Annotated in this window: 11 protein-coding genes and 1 tRNA gene; 6 read left to right on the top strand and 6 right to left on the bottom strand. The window is 38.2% G+C overall.

All coding sequences use genetic code 11. The annotated features are described in order from the left end of the window. Nucleotides 1-143: 143 nt before the first annotated feature. The 6 genes from PN471_RS22435 to PN471_RS22410 all read left to right on the top strand — a co-directional run bounded on the left by PN471_RS22435 (nt 144) and on the right by PN471_RS22410 (nt 6,218). Complete coding sequence (locus tag PN471_RS22435; RefSeq protein WP_271778712.1) at nt 144-314, top strand: hypothetical protein; 171 nt, start codon at nt 144-146, stop codon at nt 312-314. Next, the gene (locus PN471_RS22430; protein WP_271778711.1) at nt 284-793 is read left to right on the top strand and encodes a class I SAM-dependent methyltransferase; all 510 of its coding nucleotides are present in this window, start codon (nt 284-286) and stop codon (nt 791-793) included. The genes PN471_RS22435 and PN471_RS22430 overlap by 31 nt, the downstream gene beginning before the upstream one ends. 23 nt (nt 794-816) lie before the next feature. Then, nucleotides 817-1,584, top strand: a complete 768-nt coding sequence (locus PN471_RS22425; RefSeq protein ID WP_271778710.1) for a glycosyltransferase family 2 protein — start codon at nt 817-819, stop codon at nt 1,582-1,584. A gap of 42 nt (nt 1,585-1,626) precedes the next feature. Next, nucleotides 1,627-1,839 (top strand): type II toxin-antitoxin system HicB family antitoxin, encoded by a 213-nt coding sequence (locus tag PN471_RS22420; protein ID WP_271778709.1) that lies wholly within the window; start codon nt 1,627-1,629, stop codon nt 1,837-1,839. A 128-nt stretch (nt 1,840-1,967) separates the two neighbouring features. Then, nucleotides 1,968-3,704 carry a carbamoyltransferase family protein gene (locus tag PN471_RS22415; protein ID WP_271778708.1) on the top strand — a complete coding sequence of 579 codons (1,737 nt, stop codon included), beginning with the start codon at nt 1,968-1,970 and terminating at the stop codon, nt 3,702-3,704. Nucleotides 3,705-3,932: 228 nt separating this feature from the next. Further along, nucleotides 3,933-6,218, top strand: coding sequence for a GumC family protein (locus PN471_RS22410; RefSeq protein WP_271778707.1), 2,286 nt, complete (start codon nt 3,933-3,935; stop codon nt 6,216-6,218). Nucleotides 6,219-6,468: 250 nt separating this feature from the next. On the opposite strand, the gene PN471_RS22405 is transcribed toward PN471_RS22410, so the two are convergent. The 6 genes from PN471_RS22405 to PN471_RS22380 form a co-directional block, all read right to left on the bottom strand. Continuing rightward, nucleotides 6,469-6,552: transfer RNA gene (locus PN471_RS22405), tRNA-Leu, on the bottom strand. A 108-nt stretch (nt 6,553-6,660) separates the two neighbouring features. Beyond that, on the bottom strand, nt 6,661-7,536 hold the full coding sequence (locus PN471_RS22400; protein ID WP_271778706.1) for a M48 family metallopeptidase: 876 nt from the start codon (nt 7,534-7,536) through the stop codon (nt 6,661-6,663). A gap of 143 nt (nt 7,537-7,679) precedes the next feature. Continuing rightward, nucleotides 7,680-8,399, bottom strand: a complete 720-nt coding sequence (msrA, locus tag PN471_RS22395; RefSeq protein ID WP_271778705.1) for a peptide-methionine (S)-S-oxide reductase MsrA — start codon at nt 8,397-8,399, stop codon at nt 7,680-7,682. 207 nt (nt 8,400-8,606) lie between these two features. Next, on the bottom strand, nt 8,607-11,525 hold the full coding sequence (locus PN471_RS22390) for a glycoside hydrolase family 10 protein (protein WP_271778704.1): 2,919 nt from the start codon (nt 11,523-11,525) through the stop codon (nt 8,607-8,609). 159 nt (nt 11,526-11,684) lie between these two features. Then, entirely contained in the window at nt 11,685-13,016 is a 1,332-nt protein-coding gene (locus PN471_RS22385) for a TIGR03279 family radical SAM protein (RefSeq protein WP_271778703.1), read from the bottom strand. Nucleotides 13,017-13,118: 102 nt separating this feature from the next. Continuing rightward, a complete protein-coding gene (locus tag PN471_RS22380) occupies nt 13,119-14,042 on the bottom strand; it encodes an undecaprenyl-diphosphate phosphatase (protein ID WP_271778702.1) in 924 nt (307 codons plus the stop codon). Nucleotides 14,043-14,294 lie beyond the last annotated feature (252 nt).

The following is a 14,294-nucleotide window of genomic DNA, read 5'->3' as shown; positions in this document are numbered from 1 at the left end:
TATTTTGTTCGTTTCGTCGCTGTAGCCTTCTTTGTTTTCGCTACGCTCAAATACAATTTGGGCTACGCAACTCAACTCACGCGCCATTCATCCCACGCTCCTAAGAGTGAGACGTGGGGCTTCTGTCGGTTAAGCTAAAACAAATGACTACCACACCCAAGCAATACGAATATTCCTATCAAAATAGTCAAGCTGGACACCATCATGGTTATTTGCTAAAACCACTTATGGAAATGATGTCAGAAATGCTACCCCCCCCGATAACAACCAAAAACCTCGGATTTTGGATATTGGTTGTGGTAATGGTAGCTTGAGCAATTTCCTAGCACAACAGGGTTATGAAGTTGTTGGTGTTGAGGAATCTGAATCAGGTGTAAAATTGGCTAATCAAAGTTTTACCAATTGTCGCTTTATTCAAGGTAGCATTTATGATTTACCATACCCCGAACTAGGAGACAACTTTGATATTATTATCTCTTGTGAAGTAATTGAGCATTTATTTTATCCTAAAGAATTAGTCAGAAGTGCTAAAAAATGCCTCAAACCCAATGGTGGTTTAATACTTACCACACCCTATCATGGTTATTTAAAAAACCTAGTGATGGCTGCTACAGGGAAAATGGACAACCATTTTACCGTTCTTTGGGATGGTGGTCATATCAAATTCTTTTCTGTACCAACTATGACGGCTTTACTTAAATCAGAGAACTATACAAATATCAAGTTTAAGTTTGCGGGTAGATTTCCCTATCTTTGGAAAAGTATGTTGTGTTCTAGTACCATAGTTCAATAACAAGAATATATTTGAATATCCTCATGTTAGAACAAATTACTCCTCTCATCCTTACCTATAACGAAGAAAATAACATTAATCGTACCCTGGAAAAACTTAAATGGGCAAGTAAAATCATTGTTATTGATAGTTATAGCACAGATACAACATTAGAGATTTTGTCTCAATATCCTCAAGTAGAAGTATTTACCAGGAAGTTTGATTCTTTCGCTAGTCAATGCAATTATGGATTATCGAAAATCACATCAGAATGGGTACTATCGCTAGATGCAGATTATATATTAACCGATGATTTAATTCAGGAAATTACATCTTTGCCAAGAGAATCAGATATAGACAGTTATAGTGTAAGATTTAAATACTGTGTTTTTGGTAAACCCTTACGTGGTACTTTACTTCCACCCAGAAAAGTCCTTTATAAAAGAGAAAAAGCAATTTATCAAGATGACGGACACGCTCATAGAGTTGTGGTACAAGGTAAATCTAATCAATTATCAGCATACATCCACCATGACGATCGCAAACCATTGAGTCGTTGGTTATGGGCGCAAGATCGTTATATGGTAATTGAAAGTAAAAAACTTCTAGAAACACCAGAGCATGAACTTAGTATAGGCGATCGCCTTCGTAAACGCAAAATCCTCGCACCTTTAATCATCTTCATCTATTGTCTCATCCTCAAAGGTGCTATTCTCGACGGTTGGCATGGATGGTACTATACATTTCAGAGAGTATTGGCAGAACTATTGCTGGGTATACATATAATAGAAGCAGAGAAAATAGATAATTAATTGGCTCAAATAACCTGCTCTTTATTACTAGGAATTAATCTGATGGTAAATACACTGGTTTTTGAAGTTTCCCAAGAAGAAGATGGGGGATTTGTGACTGAATGTCTCACCGAAGACATTTTTACCCAAGGAGATTATTGGGAAGAAGTCAAAGCCAATATTCGAGAAGCTGTTAAAGCTTTTTACTTTGAAGAATTGAACTTTCCAGTTATACACTTACATCTTGTTAAAAATGAAATTTTATTAATTCAATGAAAATACCCAGAAATCTGAAAGGTACAGATTTAGTGCAAGTACTGAAGTCTTTAACTAAACTTTTTTTCTTCAAAAGAAGGTTATAAAGACTAAACAATTTTTTTATAAACTCATAAATTAGTAAATCCATGAATATACTAGGAATTAACGCTTACCACGGTGATGCTTCAGCTTGTTTAATCCAAAATGGTCAATTAATAGCAGCCATTGAAGAAGAACGTTTTAATCGAGTTAAACATTGGGCCGGATTTCCCACAGAATCTATCCGTTATTGTTTAAAAATAGCTGGTATTAGTGCCAAAGAGTTAGATCACGTTGCATTATCCTTTAATCCCAAAGCTAATCTTAATCGTAAACTCCTATTCACCCTCAAACAACGTCCATCACTATCATCACTTCTAGATAGATTTAATAAACAAAGCAAATCCGCCAATCTTCAGGAACAAGTAGCCGCAGCTTGTAATTGTCAACCCCAGGAAATTACAGCACCTATTCATACCCTAGAACATCATACCACACACCTAGCCACCGGTTTCTTTATTTCCCCCTTTGAAAAAGCTGCTATTTTATCTGTTGACGGTATGGGTGACTTTGTAAGTACCTTGTCAGCAGCAGGAGAGGGTAATCATTTAGAATATTTCACGCGGACGCACTTTCCCCACTCTATCGGTTATTTATATAATGCCATTACCCTGTATCTAGGTTTTCCTGCCTATGGTGACGAATACAAAGTTATGGGATTAGCCCCTTATGGACAACCAAAATATCTCGAAGCATTCAGAAAAATCATCTTTCCCAAAGGAGATAGTTTTGAACTAAATCTAGATTACTTTACCCACCATGAACAGGGTATCGCCATGAAGTGGGATAATGGCGCACCCACAGTTGCACCTTTCCATAGTCCAGAACTAGAAAAACTATTAGGACCAGCAAGACAGGTAAATTCTGAACTTACACCCAAACATCAAAATATTGCCACATCCCTACAAGCCATAACAGAAGAAATAATTTTTCATTTACTCAATCAACTACATCAGCGCTACCCTTGCGAAAATCTCTGTTTGACAGGTGGTGTAGCTATGAATTCCGTAGCCAATGGTAAAATTACCCAAAATACTCCCTTTACAAATGTTTACATTCCTCTAGGCGCTGCTGATAATGGTACTTGTATCGGTGCAGCCTTCTTTGTTTGGAATCAAATTCTCAAGCAACCTCGTCAGTTTATTTTAAGTCATGCTTATTGGGGTTCTGAGTTTTCTGACGAAGAATGCTTATTAGCATTGCAATCTCACGATTTACAACCTAAAAAGCTTGAAAAAGCGGTAATGTTAAATCATGTTGTAGATGCCATTTGCAACGGCAAAGTAATTGGTTGGTTTCAAGGTAGAATGGAGTTTGGCGCAAGAGCATTAGGCAATCGTTCCTTGATATCTGATCCTCGCCGCGCTGATATGCGAGATATAATCAATCTAAAAATTAAATTCCGAGAGAAATTCCGTCCTTTTGCTCCCAGTATTCTGGAAGAATTTGTTGGAGAATACTTTGAAATTGATGAACCAGCCCCCTTTATGGAGAAAGTCTTTAAAATTCGCCCCGAAAAAGGAGCCAAAATCCCCGCTGTGACTCATGTAGACGGAACTGGAAGGTTACAAAGTGTGAGCCAGAATACTAATCCTCTTTACTGGGAATTGATTAATACATTTCACAAACGTACTGGTATTCCCCTGCTTCTAAATACATCTTTGAATGAAAATGAACCTATTGTGAGGACACCTCAAGAAGCTATCCAATGTTTTTTGAGGACTAATATGGATGGCCTAGTTTTGGGCTGTTATTATGTGGATCGCAGTTCTATAAAATACTGAATTAAGTAACTGGAGTTTAGACTAATTTCCCCTCCTAATCCGCCAAAGTCTCTCTAGGGAAGGCTTTAAGGGTTTATAAGTCATTATTTTACGTCTTGTAAGTCATAAACCCTATACTATACAGCAAGGGTTTGAGCCTACAGAAAAAGATTTAGTCTAAACTCCAATACAGATATAATCAATAAATTTTAGTAGTTAGTGGTTATCAGCGTTTAAAATTGCTAGACTATGACTCATCCAGGTAAAAAAACAGTTACATATCCTCGGTTATTTGCCGCGAAAGAACCTATGATTGAACAACTTACAAACGATAAAAACGCTCAGAATAATACCACTCCTGTTTCTACATTATTTACCAATCCCACATTTTCCCAATTTTCAGAAGAGGCTAGTGATTTTAACCTCAAGTCCTTTCTTAGTCTTTTACAGCGCCGAGCAATTATCATCATAGGAGTTGCTTCCGTTGCTATGGGTGGTGTTACTTATACAACTTTTCAACAAGTACCAATTTATGAAGGCAACTTCAAAATATTAGTTGAACCTGTTAATAGTGACTCTGAACTAGGGAAAATCGACGTGGGACTCGCTAATACCCTTAGACAATCTGGACTAGATTATGAGAGCCAAATTCAAGTTCTCCAAAGTCCAGAACTGCTGAGAGATTTTATTAAAGAAATACAAAAATCTGATCCTGATATTGATTATAATACGGTTGCGCAAGGTTTAACTATTCGTCGCTTGGGACAATCAAAAATAATCCAAGTTAGCTATAAAAGTGATAATAACCAAAAAGTTAAACTTATATTAGATCCTCTGGCTGATTTCTATTTAAAATATAGCCTCAACAAGCGACAAACAAAGCTCCGTCAGGGAGTTCAATTTGTGGATGAAAAACTACCTGAAACCCGAGTTAGGCTAGGACAGTTGCAAAAAGAAATGCAAATGTTTCGCCAAAGGTACAATTTTATTGATCCAGAAAACCAATCCCAAGTAATTTCTTCGCAAATTCAATCTTTGACACAACAAAGACTAACTATCAATCAACAGTTAACCACTGCCAGAGCTACTTATGACAGGCTACAGAGACGTGAAGAACAGTTAGCAATTCTCAATACTGCCCCTCTTTATCAAACCCTAATTGGTCAACAACGCCAATTAGATATCCAGCTATCTGGAGAATTAACTCGGTTTCAACCAGATAACCCAGTTATCCGCACCTTAGAAGAAAAAAGATCCAACCTTTTACCTATTATTGAGGCAGAAGCAGCACGCACTATTAATATCAAAATCTCTGAAACTACGGATCTAATTAAGAAAATAGAAGTAGACAATCAATACATAACACAAGTAGAAAAACAAGTGCAATTGAAATTAGATCAGTTGCCAGTTTTGTCTCGGCAATATACTGAAATCCTACGGAATTTACAAATAGCCAATGAAAGTTTAAATCGCTTATTAGCTGCTCGTGAGCAATTGCAAATACAAGTAGCTCAAACAGAACTACCTTGGGAATTAATCCAAGCAGCTAATCAGCCTCTATATCCAATTTCTCCAGATATTCCCCGCAACTTAATATTGGGATTTGTGGCCAGTTCCTTATTAGGAATAGGTGCTGGTTTTCTCAAAGAACAGACTGATAATACCTATCACAGCGTTGAAAATATCCAGGATAAGATAGGACTGCCTTTATTAGGATCTCTTCCCTTTAATAAAAACCTAGCTCAGAGTTCATCTTTAAACCTAGGAAACAAAGCTAAAGATCAAGAAGTCGTTGTAGACCCTCTAATCGTAAGTGATGAACCAGCTAAAACTTCTGCTCGTAGACCTTCCCGATCAAGCTATTATTATGGACAGGGATCATTTTGGGAATCTTTACAAGTTTTATATAGTAATATTCAACTGCTTAATTCTGATAAACCAATTAAGTCTTTAGTTGTTTCCTCTGCTGTCCCTGGAGATGGTAAAAGTACGGTGGGATTTAGTCTGGCAAAAACAGCCGCGATTATGGGGAAAAAAGTACTACTTGTAGATTGTGACCTCCGCAAATCCACTGTTCACAAATTATCAACATTAGATAATTTCTGGGGACTAAGTAGTTTAATTTCTTCAGATACAGATGTCAAACAAGTAATTCAAGAAATGCCCGGACTTAATGGTTTATCTGTGGTTACAGCAGGTCCTGTACCACCTGATCCGGCGCGGTTGCTCTCATCAGATAAAATGATTCAAATGATGGACTATTTCTCTGATAATTTTGATTTAGTGATTTATGATACTCCTCCTTTGTCAGGATTAGTAGATGCTAGATTGGTAGCAGTTCATACTGATGGTATCATGCTAGTTGTCAGAATTGATAAAACAGATAAATCAGCCGTCAAGCAAGTTGTTGATGCGCTAAAATCATCTCCCATCAATTTACTAGGAACAGTAGTCAACGGCGAGAAATTCCGAGGACTAGAATATAACTATAATTACAGATATAGTTCATATTACTATACTAAGGGTAGGAGTTAAGGGAACACCAAAAAAGAAATTACCCAATCTTGTGGCATGGGCATCCTAACCGTCCTTAAGGATTAGCGGGCTTTTCGTCCCGCACCACAAGAAATTTTTGGGGATTTTTTGAAGATGTTTTCGTTTCCCTACACTCAGCATGACAAAACAGGATCATTTATTTTGTGGCTTACTCTTAATAAACTTCAGCTATTAGCCCGGAAATTTATGGGTGGGTCTGTTAGCCAAACAAATAAAGCCTTGACAAATATGGGCAGGAGGAGAATCGAACTCCTATGACCTCACGGCCGCCGCATTTTGAGTGCGGTGCGTCTACCAATTCCGCCACCCGCCCTTGGGTGTAACTTCCCTATTATAGCCTATTTTTTTAGTTTGGCAATAGGTAATTAGATTTAATTTAGAAACTTTTTGGGAAATTTCCAGAAACCTATTCCTGTAAAATCTACCAATTCCGCCATCCGCCTGGGGAAGCAGATTCACCTTTGTAATTAATACCGTGATTTTGCACCAACTTTTGGTACTCCTGACTACTTGCCCAACGGTCAATTTCCCTAGCTCGTAATACGGGGACAGGATGGCTTAATTGGGCTGTGCGGGCGGATTTGACCATTTCCCCCAATTCCGTTTTGCTAATGTCATCATAGGCGCGAGCTTGGTCTACAAAGGCATCTAAATTGAGTTGAGGAGCTAAACTGGGAGAACCACCTGCTAACTTCATTAATACTGACATGACAACTTTCGGGTTTTGGGTAGCTAACAAAGCGGCGCGATCGCAGGTAAACTCAGCACAACGTACCCACTCTAATAATTGTGACTGGATAGCTTGAGCCAAGACAGCACCCACATTTGGGACAATGGCAGCGGCTAAAATCAATAAATTCACAGGTGTTAAGTATACGCTATGATCACACTTGAGATGACCTAATTCATGGGCAATTACAGCCTGTATTTCTTCAGGTGTAAGAATCTCAATCAAGGATGTATGAATGACCACAAAAGGCTGCTTACCGCGCATAGCAAAGGTGTAAGCGTTAGGGGCTGGATGTTGACGCACATATAACTGAGGTGGATCAATATCCAGAATTTGACAAGCTTCTAGTAGTAACTTGTGTAAATCAGGAAGTTGTTTTTCTCCCACCAAAATACTAGAAGCGATATTTTCCACATAAAAAACCTGTTCAGCCATTGGACCTAGCAAATTCCGCACCATCATATCTAAACCGGGAATTTGTTTAAGAGTTTTCGTAGCTTCCAAGTCCAGAGGATGACGGAATGAGTCTGCTTTTAAGCCTGTGAGCGAGGTTTTGATTAAGGACATAGTATTCAAATTAATAAAAGATTGGGCATGGGATAATAGCGGTATGATTTATGTTATGCCTAGGGCACGCTGCACAAAGATGCAAAGTTCAGAAGATACAAGGTTGGGTTAAGGAGGGAAAACTCAACCTTGATTTCAAACTCTTACTCTCTGCGACTCTGCGCCTCTGCGTGAGGTAAAATCATATTCTGAATCAGCAGCCCTACCTGAGCTTCAGGAATACCTACAGGACAAGCTACGTTAGTACCACCTAAACCACAATAACCACCGGGGTTTTTAGCTAAATATTGCTGATGGTATTCTTCAGCATAGTAAAATTCAGGTGCATCTAGGATCTCTGTGGTAATTTTACCATACCCAGCACCGCTAAGGGCTGCTTGATAAGCGTTCTGTGATGTTACTGCTAGTTCTTTTTGCTCTTGTGAATAAACGTAAATTCCTGAACGGTATTGAGTACCGGCATCATTACCTTGACGCATTCCCTGGGTGGGGTTGTGGCTTTCCCAGAACACTTTCAACAGTTGGGAATAAGTAATGATTTTGGGGTCGAACACAACTAATACTACTTCATTATGACCCGTCATGCCACTACATACTTCTTGATAGGTAGGGTTGGGTGTGTAACCAGCCCCATAACCTACCGCAGTGGTGTAAACTCCTGGTTGTTGCCAAAACTTGCGTTCTGCTCCCCAAAAACAGCCTAAACCAAACATGGCAGTTTCTAACCCTGGGGGAAAAGGCGCTTTTAGAGGATTTTTATTAACGTAATGTTGTGCGGGTACTCGCATTACTTCTGCACGTCCTGGTAAGGCTTGCTCAGGTGTAGGTAGGGCTGACTTTTTACCAAATCCAAATATTCCCATTGTTCTTAATTTGTATTATGTATGATTGCTATTCTTGTTTATTGTAAAGGTTTTTGTAGACATCTAAATTATCTTGACAAAATACTATATTAGTGCATCAAGATGGAAAAAATATGTCATTATTATTTTATTAGGGTTTGAGGATTTTAGCGAGAAATCCGGGTTACTATAGGAATCCGGTTTGATTCTGTGAATTTACTTGTGTGGTCAGGGAACAGAAAAGACAGAATTTTGACGCACATTTAATCTTCTTTCACCAAAACGGATAAGTCGTTCAATAGCTAAAAGACGGTTTTCCCAAACTTTAACTTGATAGAGATTGGCTTGATTTTTTTCTGGTATCTGTGTAAATTGTAATTGGACATTGTTGAGAGCTTTTCTGGCTGTAATTAAATTAAGAGCAGACGGTACAGATGCCAGTTGATTTAATGCATCTTTTAACTCCTGATCTAATTTCTCAAACTCAGCATTGGTGATTGCAGATATGGGTAACTGGCCATTTTTTTCTACTATCTGCCATTCCCTCTGCAAAGCTGCATAACGAAACGCCGCAGTGCGAAAAGGTTGACGCTGGGGTATAGGTTCGTTTTTAATTCCTTGGGTGCTATTAAATATTTGTTCTAGTTCAGGATGAAAATTTTCCGCTGCAAACAACGCATAACCATTCACTGGCAAGTCTCGCACCAGTTGCAATTGATCAAATGCCCCCATAGTTGGTAATGACCTCAAACGGATTCCTGGCACTAATAGGGTAGCACCTAATTTTGTAGAGGTAATCCACGGTTGAGCTAATCCTTGAAACCGAGTTGTATCCAAAGCATAGGTCATCGGCACAATTAAATCTATATTTCCTCTTCTTGCCCATACTTCCCAATGTTGTTGAATTTTTTCTATGCGTTCATATTCCGGTAGGGGAAAAACGGCTACTGAGAGCAGAAGAGTATTGCGTTTTTGTCGCAAGGTCTGTGATAATTCAGCCACAAAGCTATCCACCTTTTGGGTGCGGAATGCTGTCCATTGTTGCCACAAATCCCGTTGACTGGGAGAAATATCCAAGGGGTCAATACCAGTCTGTTGTTTAAATTGCTCCCTTGCGGCTTTACCATAACCATAGCTACGACCAACAAAGGGATCTTGAAAAGGATAACGAATATAATCCAAATGAATACCATCTACTTGATAGCGAGTAACAATTTCGGTATATAATTTGGTTAAATATTCCCGTACCTGGGGATTGGCTGGATCTAAAAAGGGTTTAGTTTGACCAATGGGAATAATGTTACCTTGATTGTCATAATTAGCCCAATCGGGATTTGCGGCTAATACTGGTCCCAAGTAATCAGGACTAACATTAATAATTTGATTATGACGGTTATTGCCAGCGGCGAATACCCACACCCAAGCGTGCAATTCCATTCCTCTGGCATGAGCTAGTTTAACCGCGCTTTCTAGGGGGTCCCAGTCACGAATCAGGGGGTTTTGTTGAGGTGCTACCTGACTAGGATAAATGGGATAACTGGCATTGACGGTTTCCAAAAAGACGGTGTTAATTCCGGCTTTTGCTAGTTTATCAAAGATCTTGGCTAATTCGACTTCATTGCCGGCTTTGACGATAGTGCCTCTATCTAACCACATTGCCCGAATTTCTGGTTGTGCTAATCGTTGATTGAGGGGAAATTGCTGCCATAGATTGGCTTTAGCTTGTAACCATTTTTGTCTAACTGTTGCATACTTTTTTTGTTGAATTAATAAGGGGATATTTTTAACTGTTTCTCTCGCTTGTCCTAATGTTTCTGCTAAGTTTGATGTTGATGTTTCTAGGTTAGAAGATGCTGTTTTGATTGATTCGGCTTTTTCTAAGGGGGAATTAGTGCCAGAAGTGTTGATATTTTTGGCAGAATTATAAGCTAATGCTGCTATATGGGTACTTTCTAATCTACCAATCAGATTTTCTAATTCTTTTTGTAGGGCTATACCTTCTTTTTGATCAATCGGCTGATTAGAATTAGGTATAACATCTAAGCGGACATTTTCTTCTAGTTGATTAATTGGATCAATAAAATTTTCATTAGTAATTTTAGGAACTACTAATGATCCTGTGTTTTTTGGCTTTAGTTGTAATTGGGAAGTAACAGGTATTTTTGGAGTAGGTTTTAGCCCAGAAATAACTGTGGTTTTTTTAGCAATCTTTTTTGCAGGTTTTACATGAGAAGTAATGGTGGTTTTTTTAAGAGGTTTGGATTGAGAGGTAAGGGTACTTTTTTTGAAGATTTTTTTGGTGGGTTTTAACTTGGAGGTAGGAATGGGTTTTTTGGGAATTTTTCCAGGAGGTGGGGATTCGGAAACAATCGGTAATTTTTCTAGAATTTGCGGTTGCGTGGGTTCAGTAGCTATTGTTGGCTGACAGTTTGAAGCCGGATTTATAAGTTTACTTTTGCTATTAACTGGTAATCTTAAATAACGATTTAAGGATGCTTTTAACCAAGCAATGTCTAGTCCTACAGATGCATCTTTCCCCCAATACCAACCTAATAAGGTAGATTTTTCAGTTGTTAATATTGCTGGTGGATGATCTTGGGAGTTCCAACTTACAGGAGTTTGACTATTAGAATTATTAGGAATAATCACTCCACCGCGAATTGCACCAAATAATTCTGTTTGATTTATCCAATCAGGAATATTTGTGTTTGTGGGTTGCAAATTTTCAATGGTGTTGAAGCTAAATCCCCAATAACCTCCTAGAAGTTTGCGTAATAATTGACGAATTCCTGGGGTGGATAAATTACCCACTGGGCCACTAGCTATTAAATATCCACCTTGACTCACCCATTGATCTAAGGCGATCGCCTGTTCTGTTGTCAATACCTCTATATTGGGTAAAAATAACACCTGTGGTTTACCCCAATCCGTCTTATCTTTAACTTGACTCAGCGGAATCACACAATATTTCACATTTAGCTTCTGTAAGCGGTTGCTAATTCTTTGCCATTCTTCAGGATTATTCTGGCTATTAACCACACTGAATACAGGAGAATCATTAATAGCTTTTACAGGCAATACTCCCCAGATATTAAACAGGAACAAGTTAATATTTAAAATAACGAATCCGATTGTCTTTTTATTCATTAGTCAGTTGTCAGTTGTTAAGGAATGTGAATTAAATAAAGTGCAAAAGTAAAAAAGTAGGGTGTGTTAGCGACAGCGTAACGCACCATTGCACATTAAATGAGAATTGCAGGTTATTAAATTTGCGTTCCTAAGGATAGGAAAGAATTTTGTTAATTATCAGTCCGCTTGAAGACAAGTATTGATTAATTCCTCAACTCCCGCTACAGGGAAAATACTGACATTTAATTTTTGAGATACTTCTGCAACCGTCATATCATCTAAAAATATCAATTCCCCATGCTTCAGCATGACGCTAGGTAATAAAATTCCCTCTCCTAAATCTTGCCCTTTTAAGTTTAAAAGTAAATCATGTCCGGTCAATAAACCAGTCACACTGATACTTTGTCCCCAATAATCGCTAGATAAAGCCCGCATATTCACTTCTAAGCCGGCGACACTATTTAACTGTTCCACTAAGGGTTGAAATGCTGTTTCTACTGCGTTCCCTACCACCCAAGTTAATCTGCGTTGATTGGTAATTTTTGGTGGTAATAACTCAGTTGCAGTTTGGGTAAACTGTTTAATAAATAAGCGAATTGAACCTACACCATTATCAATTTGCGGATATTCTTCATATTCAGCTTCGGTAGGTAATTCTTCCCCAGCAATTAAAAACCATTCATCAGCTAACCAGACGACACTAGAATGATATTCTTGGCGAAATTCCTGGGAGAGTAATTTAACCTGACAAATTACCTCTTGGGCTTTTTCCCGCGTCACAGGTATGAGTTCATCTTCCTGGGGACGAAACCGCGTCAAACCCACCGGCACAACTGCTACTGATGCTACAGTTGGTAATTCTCCAGTATGAAAAGATGTTAAATCCCGCAATGTCCTCTCTAAATGTTTACCATCATTTATCCCCGGACAGACAACAACTTGAGCATGAATTTGCAATCTGCGTTCTTGAAACCAGCGAAGTTGGGATAATATTTCCCCACCCCGATGATTTTTTAAAAGTCTAATTCTCACATCTGGTTCTGTAGAATGCACAGAAACATAAAGAGGTGATAATCGCATTTGTTCAATTCTTTGCCATTCTCTCGCGGTTAAATTCGTTAAAGTCAGATAAGAACCATACAAAAAGCTTAGGCGATAATCGTCATCTTTTAAATATAAGCTAGTTCGTTTTCCTGGTGGTTGTTGATCAATAAAGCAAAAGGGACAACGATTATTACACTGAATTAAACCATCAAATAAAGCTGTGGCAAATTCTAGTCCTAAATCATCATCATAATCCTTTTCAATTTCGACATGATGGGTTTTCCCTGTCGCATCTAAAACTTCTAATTCGAGAATTTCATCAGCGCATAAAAACTGATAATCAATTAAATCACGGGGTTGTGTGCCATTAATAGCCACAATTGCATCACCGACTGTAAAGCCAATTTCCTCCGCAATTGAGTCAGGCAGCACCTTGGTAATTTTCGCAGGTTGAATGGTATTCATTGGTCATTGGTCAGTGGTCATTGGTCAGTGGTCAGTGGTGAAAACTATTCTTCTTTCTTCTTTCTTATTCCTCCTGACTACTGAATTCTTAGCATAACAGAGTTATCCTTGCCAACCGGCGGCGATCGCTAATAAAATAGAAATGCCAAAAGCCAATCTATACCAAACAAAAACCATCGTATTTTTAGTTTGCAAGTATTTGATTAAAAAAGCAATTGATAAATAAGAGAAAATAAAGGTAGAAACAATGCCAACAACTAACAGAATTACAATATTATTTGGTAATTCTCCAGATTGAAACATTTTGAAGATTTTCAAACTTTTGTACAAAGTCGCAATCGTCAAAGTCGGAAACCCCAACAAAAAAGAAAATTTCGCTGCTGCTTCTCTTTCTAACCCCAAAAATAACCCAGTAGTTAAAGTTGAACCAGAACGAGAAACTCCCGGAACTAAAGCTAAAGTTTGTCCTAATCCTACCAAAATCCCATCTCGAATTTCCAAAGCATCAAAACCTCGTTTACGAGTCCCAAATTTTTCCGCTAACCCTAGCAGAATTGCCATAATTACCGACATAATCGCAATAATCAAGGAACTTTCGGGAATTACATCCTTGAATAAAAATCCAATAGTTAAAGCCGGAATTGTCCCCGCAGCAATCCCCACAACAATTTTCCCATCTTCACTTTCCCAGTCTTTAGTTTTAAAAGCTGTAATTGCACCTTTCACCAAACCCGAAATTACAGCCCAAAAATACCACAAAATGGCAATTACACTCCCAAATTGAATAGCATCAACAAAATCTTTAGAACCAAGTTCTTTCCAACCAAATACCTTTGTAACAATGATTAAATGTGCAGTGCTACTAATTGGTAAAAACTCCGTAATCCCTTGCACAATTCCTAAAATAAATGCCTGAATCACTCCTTGAACCAAATCAACTTGACTCGTAACTTCGCTAGACACTCCTACCTGTAACAGTTGCGCTAATAGTAAATCTATACTATTTAGCCCTAAAATTGTTGTCATTAACTAGACTCCCAAAATCAATGTGTCATTATAGCAAACTATCCAACTTTAGAGGGTGTTTGAAAAGTTAGAAGTTGAGTAAAAAAAGCTCTCAGGGTATAATCTGTAAGCACTAAAAATACAGAACCGCAGAGAGCAATGAGTAAAGTATACTCCAGCAACCTAACTAAAGAACAGTGGGAACTAATAGAACCTTTAATTCCAGGAGCTAAAACTGGTGGTAGAAAACGAGAAGTAGATATTTGGTGCGTA

Source organism: Aphanizomenon sp. CS-733/32, assembly GCF_028330045.1.
GTDB classification, from domain to species: Bacteria; Cyanobacteriota; Cyanobacteriia; order Cyanobacteriales; family Nostocaceae; genus Dolichospermum; species Dolichospermum gracile.
This window is presented reverse-complemented; position numbering and strand designations above follow the sequence as displayed.